We start from the raw sequence: 16,394 nt of genomic DNA, 5'->3' as shown, positions 1-16,394 counted from the left end.
GTATTATTAATGCCCAGCACCAACATCATCCACATGTTTAATATGCTTCGCATTAAACCAGATAAACAGCACGGAAACTAATACAAATCCAGCTCCAACAATAAACGGGACGGATGGGTTGTAAATCTCGGCTAGCTTTCCAGCTGTATATGGAGCAATCGCACCGCCGATAAAGCGTAAAAAGCTGTAAGCGGCAGATGCAGTTGACCTTTGAACTGGGGCCGCGTTCATTACAGCAGTCGTAATCAGAGTATTATTATTACCTAATAAAGCCCCCGCAACGATAACCGCTGCAATGATTACCCATTGTGTTGTAGTCCAAATGCCCATTGCAACTAAAACTAGGGCAAACAAAGTTAACATTGCACACATAGATTTAATTGTTCCAAATCGAGCCTGTAATTTTGGTGCCATGAAAACCGAAGTGACAGCTAATAAAATTCCCCAGCCTAAGAAAACATATCCTAATCCATGTTCATCCAAGCCCATAACGAATGGTGCAAAGGCTAATAAAGTAAAAAATCCAAAGTTATATAAAGCAGCAGCGATACCGAAAACAAGCAATGAACGATGTTTCAAGGCTCTAAACGGATCGGCCAAGGATGTTTTAGTTTGTACTGTATTTTGTGATGTGGCTTTTGGCATTAAGATTAATAAACCAAAGAATGCAATGACCATTAAAGATGCTACACCAAGGAAAGGGCCTCTCCAAGACATAGCGCCTAACCAGCCGCCAAGAAGGGGACCAACAGAGATCCCAAGTCCGATAGCCGCTTCATATAGGATAATCGCTTTTGCGGTTCCACTATTTGAGAGCGACACAATAGCTGCTAAAGCAGTTGCCACAAACAAGGCATTACCTAAACCCCATCCTCCACGAAGACCAACAAGTGCCCAAATACCATTGGACGAACCACCCAATGCAGAGAAAACAGCGATGATAACGATCCCCACCATAAGAGTCCATTTGATTCCGAGTCTTGACGAAATCATCCCAGTAATCAGCATCGCCACCGCCATTACGGCATTATAGCTGGTGAATAGCAGGGTTACTTGGCTTTGTGAAGCATGCAGCTTCTCAGCAATTGCCGGTAGGATAGGGTCAACAAGACCTAGTCCCATAAAAGCAATAATACAAGCGAAAAAAACAGCCCAGACAGCCTTTGGTTGTTTTAGTAAACTAGATTCGTTTTTTTCTATCGATGAACCCTTTGCTGAACCTGATGCAACTGATTGCGATGTTGATGACATTTAATTTCTCCCCTTTTAAAGATTCCCTTTGTTTTTAACTTGAAAATAGTTGTATAATGAAAGTATATATTTGTATTATACAACTATTATTCAGAGTGTCAATAGTGTAAATCAATAATGCACAATCGTCCTGCATTACATTTGCTCATCGGAGTATGTTATCATTATTCGTAGAAAATAAGTATAGATGGGGGAGATTAGAAAATGTATGATGATTCCTTGGAAATCATTGAGTTAGAATTGGCAGTCCTCATTCGCAGAATAACATCTGCAACTTCTCATAAAAAAGTTGGCCATCTTGACCGCTCTGCGTATCTGTTACTTCATCAAATAGCTACAAATGGTGCTGCCGGAGTGAAAGCTTTGGCTGGTGAATTTCAACTAGATATTTCTACTGTAAGCAGACAAGCTGCCGCTTTAGAACAAAAAGGCTTATTGTATCGGATTCCTGATGAAACCGATGGGAGGGCTTATTCGCTTCAGATAACCGAACAAGGTTTAACGGAGTTAAAAGAAGATAAACATCTAAGGATGAAAAGAGTAGGAGAGGTAATGAGAACCTGGACAGATGATGAACGTCAAACATTTGCCATACTTTTAAAAAAATACAATCAATCCGTTCTAATTGAATAGAAAAAAGAGGTGACGCAAAAAGTCGATGAAACAACTTTTGGTCAGCCTCTTTTTTTATTTTGCTTTACTTGTTTGCTTCAGAGGTGATAAAAGCTCAATAAATCTTTCAAAAGGGAGTTCGCATGCCGGATATTTTTCTAATAAGGATAGCATTGAAATTCCTTTATCAACGACATGGACTTTGTATGAATCCTCATTAAGAAGGGCATCTATTTCTCTTTTATGTGGAGGACATACTGTAAAGGAAGCAAGTTCCTGAAGTTGTTCTTGTGTAACAGTCTCCTCGAGATCAACACTAAAGCTTAGCAAATCCCCGGCACGAACCGGAAAATCTAATGGAAGATGTGCTGCATCATGTTTTATTCCTGTCAAAACTAATTGGTCTTTTCCTTCCAAACCATAACGAAGAAGAGCACGTTCCACTAGTCCTGCTGAATTATGTGGAAGTTCTTCAATATGGACATTTTCTTCGAAATTAGCCTTTTCTTGATGCTGGGAATCCCCATTTACAAATTGAATCGTTAAACCATTGACAGACTGAGCAGGCTCTTCCGTGAATTCTATCCCCAATGCCTCGATGACATTAGGCCAAAATTTTTCATGCCAATCCTCGAACTGCTTTTCAAATTCGCTGCTGGCATCGCCTTGCCCCTTTTGTACTAATCGAGTGGCGCCTTTTTCAGCCAGTTTTTCATCTATAAAATTCGGTATACTTTGATAGGTGCTTGCCCAATTGGTGTCACCGCAACCGAAAACGGCATAACGAACTCCATTTAAGTTTGTTTCTTCCTCTTTAAGCCACTTCACAAATTTGCGGGCATTTTTTGGCGGGTTGCCATTATAAGAAGAAGAAACAATTACTACTAAGCCTTCTTTAGGAAGGGTGCCGGCAAACCCATCGAGCGGGGCAGCCTCACTTTGGAAACCTTTGAAACGAGCTGTTACCGCCAAATCCTTGGCAATCCCTTCTGATGTACCCATATTTGAACCATATAGCACAAGAAAAGGGGTGTTGTGCGACCCCATGACGGATTGACTAGCCGGAGGTAATTCAATCTTTGGTTTATTAATATCTTCACCGGTCTGATTTAGTAATAAGGAATCCTCACTTTGGGATTCACGCGGACGGACCTGCATTGTTAAACCGTCTGGCTTAAGTGTCAAGGTTTCTTTAACGGACAATTGATAATTGGTATGGTCGATCAGCTGGAAGTGCTTTAAAATCATTCCAATTAATAATGTAGCTTCGTGCATCGCAAATTGTTGTCCAATACATGCACGTTGGCCGTTACCAAATGGTTTATAGGCATGGTGCGGGACGGTTTTAGGATCCTCAAATCTTTCTGGTCTGAATTCCTCAACATCTTCGCCCCATGCAGCCGTATCACGATGAAGTTTTAAATTAAATACGTTGACAACATCCCGTTTCTTAAGGGGATATTTACCAGCCAGCATCGTGTCTTCTTTTGCATAAAGAGAGAAGAGCGGTGCAGTAGGCCATAGTCTTAAGGACTCATTTAAAATCATGCGAATGTATTTTAAACTGCGAACTTGTTGATACGTTGGTATAGTACCAGTTAGTACTCGGTCTACCTCCGAGTATGCCTTTGCCAAGATTTCTGGGTGTTTCATTAGAAAATACAAGGTAAAGGAAAGTAATCCACTTGTCGTTTCATGGCCGGCAATTAAAAACGTTATAATTTGATAGCGGATATTTTCGTCACTTAGCTTTTCACCTGTAGCTGGATCCGCACTGTTTAGCATCCGTGAAAGAAGGTCTTCCGCGTCATGATCTTCACTCGATTTACGTTCTTCAATGATTTGATCAACTAATGAAAACATGTATTGAATATCGCGTTTAAACTGCTGCTTTTTCTTTACCATTAATTTATCATGTAAGCCAAGACGATTGCTTTGATTCATTGCTTCATCAAGAGCACGGCTCATGCTTTTAATAAAACGGTGTGGTTTTTCACGGTAAAAGCTGTTAAAGCGATAATTGAATCCGCATAATCCAATTGTATCTAACGTCAGGCGGGTCATATCTTCCGAAACATCTATCATTTCGTCAGAATTTAGTCTGGCCCATTTTTGAATGAGCTGGACTGCAATATCCACCATCATCGAATGGTACCCTTTCATGGCACTTTGACTAAAGCTAGGGAGGAGAATATTATGAGCCTTCTTCCAATTTTCCTCCTTGGTCCAGCTCGTAAATAGACCATCTCCTGAAAAGGATCGTACTTTTTGCAACGGTGCATTGACAAGCTTATCGAAACGCGACTCATCGGATGCATCTTCTACTAATTCAGCAGAAGAAATAAATATACCAGTCCCAGTCGGAAATTTCAGTTTAAAAATAGGACCGAACTCATAGCTAAGTTTCATGATGGATTGTGTTGGTTTATGTACATCTAGTTGTGGGAGGTTACCAAGCGGGCCGTACGTTTTAGGCTGCGGAATTGCAGCGTTGTCAGTAGTTACCATGTCTTTTAATGGACCTTCCTTCCTGTCAATTGGACTGATTTTAAAAATTTATAATATTAAAATAATATTAATATAGATTATAACATGTCTGTGTTGGTAATATAAGATGTCAGAAAATTAAAGATTTAGATAAATTTCGACAAAATTATTACTTTCGACATCATACATTGTTAATAAAAAAGGTTTCAACGACTGTAAACGGTTACAAAACCGGTAAGTAAAGAAAACATGTCGATTTTATTTTAAACCGATTTTTTCTCCTCTCTAAATATTCCGGAGGACGAATTATTATTTTGACAGAATATCTAATGCGTAAGTAGTAAATCAAGTCCCATTCGGACAAATAAAAATTGCCGAGAAAAATACCCTTTCTCGACAATCTGGGGAAGCTATCCGGCTTCCTATTTTGGTTCAACCAATGCAGCGAATTGATTAATGGTGGTTGAGTAAGAGATGCGAACGCGATGCATGAGCAACATTTCATCTGGTGCACCCTTCTCAATAAATTGCCCAGGTTTTGTGGTAGTGGCGAATTGATAGTATTTCTTCGTTTCCTCTACAACTTGATTATTAAAATGACCATAGGGGTAGGCGATGGCAATAACGGGTTTTCCAGTTATTTGCTCAATTTTTTCCTTTGAAGCATAAAGCTCTTCCTTATAATTGGTAATTTTCGGAAGATCCGCGTGGGACATCGTATGGGATTGAACAGAGAATATTCCCGAATTCACCATTTCCTTTATATCTGATGAAGATAAGCGATAATCCCCGCTGTCGATGTAGCTGGCGATGACATATTCCGTAGCAGTGGGAAGGAACTTGTCATCTTTCAATTCTTGTAGGATCCGAAAAGCATTTAAATTATTTTTCATGCCATCGTCGAAAGTAACGAGTATCGGTTTATTTACCTTATTTATTTCATCCCAGCGTTCAAAGGTGAGAAGGGTGTAGCCATTATCCTTTAAATAGCGCATTTGAGCTTCGAAATTAGCTGGGGTTACGAATAACTCTTTTAGTCCTTCACCTTTATATTCATCAATCGCGTGATACATCAGAATCGGTACATATTGTTGAAACGTTATGGACGACTTCGCCAGCAGCTCCTCAGTTCCATCTGGGTGAACGCCATATGCCTCTACCTGGTACTCGCCGCGCTTCCCTGAAAATTCCTTGGTATTAAATAAATACGAAAAATTATTTTCTTTTTGATTAGAAATAAATGATTTCATATTTGCTGGACCGTCGGCTGTACGCCAAATATGGTAGTTTATCTCTGACACTTCTACTGTTCTATCAATTATAGATATCATGGCATTGGTTGATTCATAGGCGAAGGGGCTGACTGAAATGCCAGCTTTTGGCTCGAAGGCTGTCACTTTGTTCACTTCTGGTTGTTTAGTCTCAGGTTCTTTAGATTTCTCTGTTTGTTTAACCGGTTTTTCTGCTTTGTGCATCTTTGCGTCCGCCTTTGATAGGCTGCAGCCTGAAAGCACTAAAGTGGAAATAAGCGCAATATTAAGCAGCTTGTACATCTTTTCTTAACCATCCTTTAAAATAGTAATCTCGAAAAGTATCATACCATTTACGGATGGGGAAGAAAAGACTCTATGACTTTACACCTATTAATATGAAACTGACACCGAGGAAAATCCATAGCATCTTTATATACGATATTTTTTCAACAATGCTCAAAGTCCCGATTGTTGTAGTTAAAATCAATATGAGAGGTCCGACTAATGCAAGCGAACTATTAACTATAAGTGCTTTTTCAACCGAATTAAACTTTATCATTAAAATAGCAGCACTTACCTCGATGCATCCTGAGATAATTCTTAAGAGTGCCATTCCTAATACGGCTTTTTCAATAAAGGTAAACATGAAATCCTCCTGTATCTATCCTTTTCTACCTCATTATATGTTGAATATTCCAATAAAAGGACATGTATTTAGATTAGAAGAGAAGGACATGGAAAAAACACGGTAATTTTTCCGTGTTTTTTCGCCTCATGGTTAAATTAGTTTAAATCCACTAATTAAAATGATTACCGCTAAAATGGTCCGGAGCGGTTTTGCTGGGAATTTTGCTGATAAGGTGCTGCCTAAAATGACACCTGGGATCGAACCCAGTAAAAGGTTAAACATTAGTTGATAATCGACATTGCCAATGCCTGCATGCATGATTCCTGCCGCAGAGACCAATAAAAAGGCATGAGCGATATCCGTCCCGACTAGCTCAGAGGGTCTCATTTTATAAAGATACAACATGGCTAAAGCGAATAATGATCCTGAGCCAATGGATGTAAGCCCAACGATAAATCCTAAAATAGCCCCAATTCCAATGGTTAAAAACCTTTTGTCACGAATAGGCTTCAATTGAATCGAATTCAATTCAAATTTATCCTTTGCAAAGGTTTTGATAAGTGTGGTAATGGCTACTAAAATTAAAACATATCCGAGTGCATGCTTAATCACTAGCTCTTGATTATGAAAAAAAGAATCAAAAAGATGCAGGATAAGAACGGCGGCGATGGCACTCGGTATACTGCCCATAGCTAAGTATTTTACAAGCTGGAGGTTAATAGTCTTTTGCCTCCAATGCTGGATTGAACCGAACAGCTTGGTGATGGAATTATATACAAGATCGGTTCCTACAGCAATGGCTGGATTAATACCTAACAGGATTAAAACAGGTGTCAATAACGCGGCTCCACCTACACCTGTCAGGCCCACCAAAAATCCAATTATAAGACCCATTACAATGATACCAATACTCATTAAGCACACCCCGTATTTATCTATAACAATTGACTTTACACCATTAAATTATGAAATGGGTATTTGTCTTGCTAATAAAAAAAGAGGAGACTCAAAGTTTATTTTGAGTCTCCTCTTATCCTTCTTCCTCATCATTCAATTTTATTTTTTTACAACCAACATATAAGCAAGTGAAAATATCAAGACCTGGCTTTGCTTTCGTTAATCCTTTTAAATACGGGGTCACCAAATCTTTAAAGTCCGCACCAACGCCTTCTTCTTCCAGAATTCCATAAACGAACAACTTTTTTTCATCAAACAAAAAGGCGACATTTCCAACAGCTTTGTTTTTTGAATCTACGACATTTAGGACTTGAAATTCAGGTGTAATCACCTCTGGTGAAAAATAAATTTGCAAGCCAATCATCCCTTTATGTAAACTGTAATTTTTCAAACAATGTATCGCTATTTTCTGCCGGTTCTTTTTTCGCGACATGAATTAGAATGAGGCAAAGCAGACCGCAAAGCAACGTTAACCCGGCAGTTGTTAGAAACATCCCTGTGCGGGACCACTCCATTAATTTACTAAATATAGGCGGGCCGATGGCTACTCCTAAGAACCGAACCGAACCATATAGAGAAGTAACAAAGCCTCTCCGATCAGCTGAAACAGATCCTGTAATAAAACTATTTATGCATGGGAGGACAAGCCCTGTCCCAATACTGCTAATCACAAGAACAGCAAAAAAAGGAATTAATTTATGAAATAAAATCAAAGACGAGAAAGAGGCAGTCATTAAGAGCAAACCTAAAATAATTAACGCCTTCATTAATTTCATCTTTTTCCCGATTTTACTGCCAGTAAAATACGAAGTTGTGGTCATAAATAAAAGGGGAATCGCCAGGATACTGCCTTTTAACAAACCATCAATATGATGTTCCTTTTCAAGAATATCAGAAATATAGAACAAAATTCCAAATAGAGCAAATAGGCAGGTTGCCCCGGTTAAATAAGCGGCAAATAACCAGCGTCCTTCCGTTTTAAAAACAGAAATCAGCCCTTTAACATATTTCCCAACTGGCGGCGGCTCTTTTTCCTTTTTCTTCTCCTTGATAAAAAAGATCGTTAATAGCACAGAGATAAGGCAAAAAATCGGAAAGGCAAAAAATACGGCATACCAGAAAAGAAGGGCTAATAAAGAGCCTATAATCGGACTAATAACCTTACCGAAGCCATTTGACGCTTCTACTAATCCTAAAACCTTGCTTTGTTCTCCGCCTTTAAATAAGTCCCCAGTTAAAGCCATGGCAATCGGTGCAGTTCCAGCTGCGCCGATTCCCTGCATAATTCTGCCTGCAAGAATCCACATATAAGAATTGGAAAACCAAGCGGCTGCAGCTCCTGCTAAAAATCCGCCGCTTCCATATAAAATGAGCGCAGGGATAATCACGGCCTTCCTTGAAAACCGATCTGATAAGTAACCCAAAATGGGAATAGAAACAGCAGCCGCAATCGAAAAGACCGAAATAATGAAACTAATCTTAAATTGAGAAACATCCAGCTCTGCTTTCATTTTTGGAAGAATCGGTATCAGCATCGAGTTACCCAGAACAAGAATCAGCGGAATGGAACCGATGGCGAGAACCGTTAAGCCTTTATGTTTTTGCTTAGGCACTGATAGTACACCCCTGACAATAATGATTAGCTTTATTATTGTTTGATGCCAGGCTGTTGTTTATTCAGGCAAATGCCTATTTTCTTAGGAATGGGCCCATTATTTACACATTCACCCATTTTCCGAATAATCTATTTTAGAAAAATAGAGGAGGCGCATCCTATGGATTTTTTAACCTTGCCAAAAAGGACTTCCGGAACAAGAACCCACGGATTGACTTCAGTTGTCGATTTCGGAACTCCAATTGGTGAATTAAAAAATATATTAGCTGATTACAGCTCATACATTGACATTGCAAAAATTGGAATCGGATCTGCATTGGTTACACCTAATATAAAGGAAAAAATAGAGCTGTATCAGCACTATAATATTATTCCTTATTGCGGCGGCACATTATTTGAAAAATGCTATTTCCAAAATAAACTCACAGAGTATCAAACCTATTTACATGATTTAGGTGTGAACTGGGTAGAAATTTCAACGGGGACCTTAGAAATTCCATTACAAGAACGCCTCCATCTTATTTCTCTATTTAAAAAGGACTTTCATGTTATATCAGAAGTAGGATCCAAGGATTGCCATAAAGAAATGCCGATTTCTGAATGGAGAAGGGAGATCCAGTTTTTGTTAGAAGCAGGCTGTAATTATGTGATTACGGAAGGAAGAGATTCTGGAACTTCGGGTATATATAAACAATGCGGAAACATAAGATCCGATTTAATTCGAGAATTACTAAGAGATATTGATCATAATAAAATTATTTTTGAAGCTCCTGCAGCTAAGCACCAAATGTACTTTATTAATGAAATCGGCCCGAACGTTAATTTAGGAAATGTAAAATTAACAGATGTACTAATTCTAGAAGCCCAGCGTTGCGGACTTAGAAGTGAAACCTTTTATTTGGAGGCGCATGAATGCAACTTACCTTAATACGACATCTTCCAACAGAATGGAATAAAAGGACTTGGCTTCAAGGACGGCGAGACATTGACATTTCGGAAATTACCGCCGAAGTAAATAAAGAGATTGCTGACAATCAATTGCTACTCGAAAAACTATCCCCATTTACTCATGTCTTAGCCAGTTCATTAAAACGTACTCATCAAACAGCCAAGCTCTATGATTATAAGTGCGAAATAGAAAATTTGTTGGACGAATTAGATTTTGGAGTATTTGAAGGTGTACCAAAGGCAGATATGATTTTAGAATTCGGCGAAAGGTGGACTGAATCTCCAAAGGAAATTGTATTAGGCGAGAGTATACAAAATCTAGAGAAAAGAATTGAATTGTTTTTAGAAAAATATCGAAAATCATCTAATATTCTAGCATTCGGCCATGGTTCTTGGATCAGGGCGGCGATTTCCTATAATCAGTATGGTCATGTAAATAATATGAATAAAATTTTAATCGGTAACAATGAATGTATCACCGTAACATTTTGAGAGGGAGGAATGGATTTGCCCGAAATGTTGACGTATGAAAATTGGGATGAACGAAAAGAGGCAGAGCTTCTGGATAAACATCCAGACTATTTAGATGTGTTAAAATGGGCCTTCGATGAATATGGTGATGATATTGTTTATGCCTGCAGCTTTGGAGCCGAGGGAATCGTGTTAATTGATTTAATTCATAAAGTTAAGAAAAACGCCAAGATTATTTTCCTTGATACCGGCCTGCATTTTTCTGAGACCTATGAATTAATAGAAAAAGTTAAAGAGCGTTATTCAACATTACAAATTGAATTGATCAAACCAATTATGACACTAAACCAGCAGGAGAAATGGTATGGTGAAGAGCTTTGGAATCATAACCCAAATCTTTGCTGCCATATGAGGAAGGTTGTTCCTCTAAAAAATGCCTTAAATGATGTAATCGCATGGATTTCTGGTTTAAGAAGAGAACAATCCCCAACAAGGAGCCTCACGAATTATATTAATAGAGATGAAAAATTCCATAAAATAAAAATTTGCCCCCTTATTCATTGGACTTGGAGTGATATCATGACCTATATCCACTTAAACAAGCTCCCCTATAATCCATTACACGATAAAGGTTATCCTAGTATAGGCTGTGCCACATGTACAAAAGCAATTACAAATACAGATGACAGCCGTTCAGGCCGCTGGTCGGGTCATTCTAAAACAGAATGCGGACTTCATCAACAATAGAGGTTTTGGGAGGAACAAATGGTGAGTGAAAGTGTGCCCCATGGCGGTAAATTAATCAATCGTATAGACCATAATTACTCGATTGATTTATCGCTTAAATATATAGAACTCGACAAATTAGAAATAAGTGATTTGGAATTAATTTCCAACGGAGCTTATAGTCCACTTGAAGGTTTTATGGGAAAATCGGATTATGACTCAGTTGTTAAAAATATGAGATTGTCGAATGGACTGCCTTGGTCCATACCGATTACATTGGCCATTGACAAAACGAAGGCAATGGAAATAAAAGCAGGAGATAGGGTCAATTTAGTTCATAAGGGCACAGTCTATGGTGTGATGGGAATTGAGGAAATCTTTTTTCCGGACAAAAAATTAGAGGCAGAAATGGTTTATCGGACCTTGGATTTAAATCACCCAGGTGTAAAAAAACTATTTGAAAGAGCAGAAATTTATGTCGGAGGTCCGATCACCCTGACTAAGCGGCCACCTAAATTAATGTTTACAGGCTACTTTTTAGACCCTTTGCAAACAAGGATGATATTTCAAGAATTAGGCTGGAAGACGGTCGTGGGATTCCAAACCCGTAATCCTGTTCACCGGGCCCATGAATATATTCAAAAATCCGCATTGGAGACTGTCGATGGACTCTTCCTAAACCCGCTTGTAGGGGAAACAAAGGCTGATGATATCCCAAGTGAAATTCGCATGAAAAGTTATCAAGTTCTGCTAGAAAACTATTACCCAAAAGATAGGGTTTTTTTGTCTGTATTTCCGGCATCCATGCGCTATGCCGGACCAAGAGAAGCTATTTTTCATGCGATCGTTAGGAAAAATTTTGGCTGTACCCATTTTATTGTAGGAAGAGACCATGCAGGGGTAGGAAATTATTATGGCACCTATGATTCACAAAAAATATTCAGTCACTTTTCTGAAGAGGAACTAGGGATTAAACCGCTCTTTTTTGAACATAGTTTTTACTGTAAAAAATGTGAAAATATGGCCTCTGAAAAAACATGTCCTCATGAACCTCAATATCATGTCATTTTATCTGGAACGAAAGTTAGAGGAATGTTGAAGAATGGAGAACAGCCGCCGAAAGAGTTCAGTCGTCCAGAAGTAGTCGAAATATTGATTCAAGGGATGAAGGAAGTATATACCAAAAACTAAAGGGTGTAGGAAATGGGGAATAGCAACATTACTTGGCATCAATCCGCGGTAACAAAAACAGACCGCCATCAATTAAATGGGCACAAAAGCTGTGTTTTATGGTTTACCGGTTTATCAGGGTCCGGGAAATCAACGTTGGCTAACGCTGTAGACCATGCATTATTCGAACTAGGCTTTCGAAGTTATGTATTAGATGGCGACAATATCCGTCATGGCTTGAATAGTGATTTAAGCTTTAGGGTTGAGGACCGAAAGGAAAATATTCGTAGAATTGGGGAAGTAGCGAAGCTTTTTGTTGATAGCGGCCAAATTGTTTCCTCTGCGTTTATTTCTCCTTTTCGGGAAGACAGGGAGTTAGTTCGAACATTATTCGAACAGGAAGAATTTATTGAAATATTTGTCAAATGTCCCATTGATGTATGCGAGGATCGAGATCCCAAGGGTCTATATGTAAAAGTGAGAAGGGGTGAAATCCCTGAATTTACTGGAATCTCCTCCCCATATGAAATTCCAGATATCCCAGAAATCATTATTGAAACGAATAAACTTTCAATTGATCAGTCAGTCGAGGCAATCATTGCCTATTTAAGAGAAAAGAAGATCCTTTAGCAGGGATCTTCTATTTTTTTCTCCAATTAGAAGATAAAAATGTTAGTTTTTGAAACTTGAAATTATAGATATAATCAATAATATTAGTGGAGAAAAATTGGCAAATAATAGCAAATATAACAATTTTATAATTAATGACAAGAGCTGTAAATAAAAAGATTAAAAAATTAATTCCCATCATCACTTTTCCAGGGCTCCAATTCTTGTAATTAGCAATCATTAATGCCGGAATGACCATTCCTCCGCTCGAAGCTCCTGCTCGAATCAATAATCCTACACCAATACCAAAAAAGATAGAACCTCCAACAATATCAAACAATATATTTACATGCTGCAAGGAGACTTGAGAAGTTAAGAAGCTGACGACTGTAGAGGTTGTTGCAACGGAAATAATGGTTCGTATTGTCCAGGTGAACCCAAAATATTTTAAGGCAAACATTAAAAAAACAATATTTGCCAGCCATAAGGAAAATCCAAGTGATAAATGGAACCAGTGATTCAATAAAATAGCTAGCCCTGCTGCACCTCCTGAAGGGATCGAGTGCGGAAATAAAAAGATAGACATAGAGAATCCTTGCAGCGTAGCACCAAAAAGTAAACAGAAATAGGTTAAGAGTGTTTTTTTCATATCCGGCTGCAATAATCCCTCCCAATAAACCTTCCTTGTCCATTTTATGATTCCCTTCATTAAAAAATGCAAAAAGGGCCGGCTAGGCCGGCCTTACTTTAATTTAATAGTTCTGTTAGCGTAACCAATTTGTAGCCTTGTGCTTGCAGCCAGGGAATGACGGTGTCAACAGCTCCAGGGGTATTGATGCCCCCAATATGCATAAGAATGATATCGCCATTGCTTGCACCAGCTTTTATCCTTGATACGAGTGTCTCAGTGGATGGCTGCTGCCAGTCAATCGTATCGAGTGACCATTGAATACTGTATGGATAACCTGCTTGGCCAACGGTTTTTAATGCTGCAGGGTTGTAAGAACCAAATGGAAAGCGGAAATAGGGCTGTGGGGATTTTCCGGTCGCTTTTTTAATCGCCTGATCCGCCTTAATAATATCCTGTTTAAAGGCAGAGGCAGTCGTCTTTAATGCATCTGGATGGGAATAAGAATGGTTGCCAATTTCGTGTCCTTCATCGGCTATTCTTTTTGCAAGATATGGATATTTTTCAACCCATTTACCGGTCAGGAAAAAGGTTGCTTTTAGATTATATTTCTTCAGAACGTCTAAAATCGCAATCCCCGCGGCATCACTTCCGGCATCAAAGGTTAAGGCAATTTCTTTTTTCTGCAGGCTGCCATTAGAAATGAGTACGGACGAAGCAGTAGTTGGCGGTGGATCCTGTTTAGGAGGTTCCACAGGCGGCGGGGGCTCAACACTTTTTCCATAAAGCTTTAAGATCTGACCTGCATAAATGACATCGGATTTAAGGTTATTCCATTGTTTAATTTTTATCACTGTTACTTCTGCGCGAGTTGCAATGGAGTAAAGTGTATCTCCTTTAACAACTTCATACTTTACAATTTCATCGGCGGGTACATTAATTTTTTCGGGTGTTTCCGGAGCTGGGCTATCAGGTTTTTCCTCACTTGGTGTATCAGGCGGCGGATTCTCCTTAACAGGTGGATCTTCTTTGACTGGATCAGGCCCGTTATTCTGACCGCTGTCAACTGGGGTCACTACACCGGGTGAATCATTTTGTTTACCTTGGTCGAATAGGTTCCCAACATGAAAGAATAACATGAAAATAACACCTATAAAGCTAATCGCTGACAGGCTATAATAAATCCACTTTCCAGCAGTTCGTTTGATTTGGGAGACCACCCCCAAGACAAGAAATATCGTAAAAATAAGGAAAATAAGTAGAATGATGATTTCTGGCATGATAAATTCCCCCTTTTTGCTTTCTGAATAAACAGGGAGCAGAAATCGGATTGGTTATGGTTCAGCCTTAAAGGGGACTAGGTGTGGTATAGGTGAGGAAAATGACTAATTTCTGCCTTATTTATACGATATGAGACATTAGCCTATAGGTGCCGAAAATCTTAAAAAGTAGAAATATTTTAAAAAAGAGTAATGATTCCGAAAATAATTAGGATGTTATTTTTTTATAATTTATTAATAGGTAGTTGACGAAAGGAGGAATAAAAATGATAACTAAACTGAAGGGCAGATACGTCATTGGTTTTGATGGTGATGACCATGTTCTAATTGAAAACGCTGAGGTCGTTTACGAACAAAACACCATAATTTATGTAGGAAAAAATTACGCAGGTGAAGTAAACGAGGAAATCGATGCAGGAAATGCGGTCATTAGTCCAGGTTTTATTGATTTAAATGCGTTAGGTGATATTGACCATGATATCTTACATGTAGAGGCTAGTTCAAAACGACAAAAGAACCTCCTTTGGTCTGAGCAGTATGTCAAAAACGGGCATCATGAGGTCATGACCGCTGAAGAGGAAGCCTTTAAATCCCTTTATGCCTATTCACAACTGATCCTTCATGGGGTCACAACGGCGATGCCAATCACATCAGTTTTTTATAAAAAATGGGCAGAAACGTATGAGGAGCTTGGCGCTGCAGCAAATCATGCCGCTAGTCTGGGATTAAGAATTTATCTTGGTCCAAGCTACCAATCAGGGATCAGAGTGGTACAGCCTGAGAGCACGATTAAGCTTTACTGGGATGAAGCAGCAGGAAAAGAAGGTTTGCAGCGGGCAGTAAAGTTTGTGGAAGAATTCGATGGCACGTATGATGGATTGGTCAGAGGGATGCTCGCACCTGAACGGATTGAGTGTCAAACGGCAGAAAGCCTGACCCAAACAAAATATTATAGTGATCAATTAGGTGTGCCTATTAAACTACATGCAGCACAGGGAAGCTTTGAGTACCACACCATTTTAGAAAAGTACGGAGTAACGCCAATTCAGTATTTATATAACCTCGGCTTCCTTGGTCCAAAAACAGGAATTCCTCATGCTCATTTTATTGCAGGATATAGTGAAGCGCATAAAGGCGGGGGTGATGATATTACTCTTTTAAAAGAAACGAACACTACTGTCATTCATTGTCCATTAATCATTGGCAGACATATGTCAGCATTAGAATCATTTGCAAAATATAAAAGAGCAGGAATCAATTTGGCGCTTGGAACAGATACCTTTCCGCCGGATATGTTCCAAAACATTCGGACCGGAAGTATGTTTTCACGATTTATCGAAAAAGAAGTAGAGGATTCAACCTACGCTGATGTCTTCCGGGCGGCTACACTTGGAGCAGCAAAATTTCTAGGCAGGGATGATCTAGGACGTCTTTCAGTTGGCTCGAAAGCAGATATTATTGCCATTGACTTAGATGGTTTTCATATGGGGGTTCTTGACGACCCAATCCGAACCATGATTCTAAGTGGAACAGGAAGGGACGTAAAGCTATCTATTATTAACGGAAAAATCGTGATGAAGGATCAAAAAATCCCTAATCTTGATTTAGAAGAAATCAAGATAAAGGGGCAGCAATATTTTCACAAAATGAAAAAGGGATATTTAGAAAGGGATTATCAGCAGTTGCAAGAAAATGAATTATTTCCTCCTTCCTTTAAAGTAGTAGATTCTATTTAAAATTGGTGGGCTGTATAAAAGAT

General features: G+C 38.9%; 16 protein-coding genes. 7 read left to right on the top strand and 9 right to left on the bottom strand.

Annotated elements, in window-relative coordinates:
* Nucleotides 1-6: 6 nt before the first annotated feature.
* Complete coding sequence (locus tag ACIFOT_RS04220; RefSeq protein WP_430062008.1) at nt 7-1,251, bottom strand: MFS transporter; 1,245 nt, start codon at nt 1,249-1,251, stop codon at nt 7-9.
* Between the two features lie 204 nt (nt 1,252-1,455).
* Between ACIFOT_RS04220 and ACIFOT_RS04215 the strand changes: the two genes are divergently transcribed.
* Nucleotides 1,456-1,884, top strand: a complete 429-nt coding sequence (locus tag ACIFOT_RS04215) for a MarR family winged helix-turn-helix transcriptional regulator (protein ID WP_430062005.1) — start codon at nt 1,456-1,458, stop codon at nt 1,882-1,884.
* 54 nt (nt 1,885-1,938) lie between these two features.
* Here the strand turns inward: ACIFOT_RS04215 and ACIFOT_RS04210 are convergent, their stop codons facing one another.
* From ACIFOT_RS04210 to ACIFOT_RS04185, 6 genes are all read right to left on the bottom strand, one after another.
* Nucleotides 1,939-4,371: a cytochrome P450 gene (locus ACIFOT_RS04210; protein WP_430062003.1), complete on the bottom strand. Its 2,433-nt coding sequence runs from the start codon at nt 4,369-4,371 to the stop codon at nt 1,939-1,941.
* A 401-nt stretch (nt 4,372-4,772) separates the two neighbouring features.
* A complete protein-coding gene (locus ACIFOT_RS04205) occupies nt 4,773-5,903 on the bottom strand; it encodes a polysaccharide deacetylase family protein (RefSeq protein ID WP_430062000.1) in 1,131 nt (376 codons plus the stop codon).
* Between the two features lie 73 nt (nt 5,904-5,976).
* A complete protein-coding gene (locus tag ACIFOT_RS04200; protein ID WP_430061996.1) occupies nt 5,977-6,249 on the bottom strand; it encodes a YqhV family protein in 273 nt (90 codons plus the stop codon).
* 132 nt (nt 6,250-6,381) lie between these two features.
* The gene (locus ACIFOT_RS04195) at nt 6,382-7,146 is read right to left on the bottom strand and encodes a sulfite exporter TauE/SafE family protein (RefSeq protein WP_430061993.1); all 765 of its coding nucleotides are present in this window, start codon (nt 7,144-7,146) and stop codon (nt 6,382-6,384) included.
* A gap of 115 nt (nt 7,147-7,261) precedes the next feature.
* The gene (locus tag ACIFOT_RS04190; RefSeq protein ID WP_430061990.1) at nt 7,262-7,543 is read right to left on the bottom strand and encodes a hypothetical protein; all 282 of its coding nucleotides are present in this window, start codon (nt 7,541-7,543) and stop codon (nt 7,262-7,264) included.
* 13 nt (nt 7,544-7,556) lie between these two features.
* Entirely contained in the window at nt 7,557-8,801 is a 1,245-nt protein-coding gene (locus ACIFOT_RS04185; RefSeq protein ID WP_430061987.1) for an MFS transporter, read from the bottom strand.
* A gap of 162 nt (nt 8,802-8,963) precedes the next feature.
* Between ACIFOT_RS04185 and ACIFOT_RS04180 the strand changes: the two genes are divergently transcribed.
* The 5 genes from ACIFOT_RS04180 to cysC are packed head-to-tail and all read left to right on the top strand — an operon-like array spanning nt 8,964 to nt 12,748.
* Entirely contained in the window at nt 8,964-9,731 is a 768-nt protein-coding gene (locus tag ACIFOT_RS04180; protein ID WP_430061984.1) for a phosphosulfolactate synthase, read from the top strand.
* A complete protein-coding gene (locus ACIFOT_RS04175) occupies nt 9,716-10,243 on the top strand; it encodes a histidine phosphatase family protein (protein ID WP_430061981.1) in 528 nt (175 codons plus the stop codon). Before ACIFOT_RS04180 ends, ACIFOT_RS04175 begins: the two co-directional genes overlap by 16 nt.
* 15 nt (nt 10,244-10,258) lie before the next feature.
* A complete protein-coding gene (locus tag ACIFOT_RS04170) occupies nt 10,259-10,969 on the top strand; it encodes a phosphoadenylyl-sulfate reductase (protein WP_430061978.1) in 711 nt (236 codons plus the stop codon).
* A 21-nt stretch (nt 10,970-10,990) separates the two neighbouring features.
* Nucleotides 10,991-12,139, top strand: a complete 1,149-nt coding sequence (gene sat, locus ACIFOT_RS04165; RefSeq protein WP_430062283.1) for a sulfate adenylyltransferase — start codon at nt 10,991-10,993, stop codon at nt 12,137-12,139.
* Between the two features lie 12 nt (nt 12,140-12,151).
* Nucleotides 12,152-12,748 carry an adenylyl-sulfate kinase gene (gene cysC / locus ACIFOT_RS04160; protein ID WP_430061975.1) on the top strand — a complete coding sequence of 199 codons (597 nt, stop codon included), beginning with the start codon at nt 12,152-12,154 and terminating at the stop codon, nt 12,746-12,748.
* A gap of 10 nt (nt 12,749-12,758) precedes the next feature.
* Here cysC and ACIFOT_RS04155 read toward each other — a convergent pair whose 3' ends face one another.
* Both ACIFOT_RS04155 and ACIFOT_RS04150 read right to left on the bottom strand, forming a co-directional pair.
* On the bottom strand, nt 12,759-13,388 hold the full coding sequence (locus tag ACIFOT_RS04155; protein WP_430061973.1) for a YitT family protein: 630 nt from the start codon (nt 13,386-13,388) through the stop codon (nt 12,759-12,761).
* Nucleotides 13,389-13,474: 86 nt separating this feature from the next.
* Nucleotides 13,475-14,635, bottom strand: a complete 1,161-nt coding sequence (locus ACIFOT_RS04150; protein ID WP_430061970.1) for a polysaccharide deacetylase family protein — start codon at nt 14,633-14,635, stop codon at nt 13,475-13,477.
* A gap of 266 nt (nt 14,636-14,901) precedes the next feature.
* On the opposite strand from ACIFOT_RS04150, the gene ACIFOT_RS04145 reads away from it, so the two are divergent.
* Nucleotides 14,902-16,371 carry an amidohydrolase family protein gene (locus tag ACIFOT_RS04145; protein WP_430061967.1) on the top strand — a complete coding sequence of 490 codons (1,470 nt, stop codon included), beginning with the start codon at nt 14,902-14,904 and terminating at the stop codon, nt 16,369-16,371.
* Nucleotides 16,372-16,394: the final 23 nt, after the last annotated feature.

This window comes from Neobacillus sp. NRS-1170 (assembly GCF_050468025.1).
Note: the sequence above shows the minus strand (reverse complement) of the source record. Positions and strands in the feature narration are given on the sequence as shown.

Excerpts from the sequence above, each read along its gene's own strand:
- ACIFOT_RS04215 (WP_430062005.1), top strand. The coding sequence starts at position 1,456 with ATGTATGATGATTCCTTGGAAATCATTGAGTTAGAATTGGCAGTCCTC.
- ACIFOT_RS04175 (WP_430061981.1), top strand. The coding sequence starts at position 9,716 with ATGCAACTTACCTTAATACGACATCTTCCAACAGAATGGAATAAAAGG.
- ACIFOT_RS04145 (WP_430061967.1), top strand. The coding sequence starts at position 14,902 with ATGATAACTAAACTGAAGGGCAGATACGTCATTGGTTTTGATGGTGAT.
- ACIFOT_RS04210 (WP_430062003.1), bottom strand. The coding sequence starts at position 4,371 with ATGGTAACTACTGACAACGCTGCAATTCCGCAGCCTAAAACGTACGGC.
- ACIFOT_RS04220 (WP_430062008.1), bottom strand. The coding sequence starts at position 1,251 with ATGTCATCAACATCGCAATCAGTTGCATCAGGTTCAGCAAAGGGTTCA.
- ACIFOT_RS04195 (WP_430061993.1), bottom strand. The coding sequence starts at position 7,146 with ATGAGTATTGGTATCATTGTAATGGGTCTTATAATTGGATTTTTGGTG.
- ACIFOT_RS04205 (WP_430062000.1), bottom strand. The coding sequence starts at position 5,903 with ATGTACAAGCTGCTTAATATTGCGCTTATTTCCACTTTAGTGCTTTCA.
- ACIFOT_RS04200 (WP_430061996.1), bottom strand. The coding sequence starts at position 6,249 with ATGTTTACCTTTATTGAAAAAGCCGTATTAGGAATGGCACTCTTAAGA.
- cysC (WP_430061975.1), top strand. The coding sequence starts at position 12,152 with ATGGGGAATAGCAACATTACTTGGCATCAATCCGCGGTAACAAAAACA.
- ACIFOT_RS04150 (WP_430061970.1), bottom strand. The coding sequence starts at position 14,635 with ATGCCAGAAATCATCATTCTACTTATTTTCCTTATTTTTACGATATTT.
- ACIFOT_RS04180 (WP_430061984.1), top strand. The coding sequence starts at position 8,964 with ATGGATTTTTTAACCTTGCCAAAAAGGACTTCCGGAACAAGAACCCAC.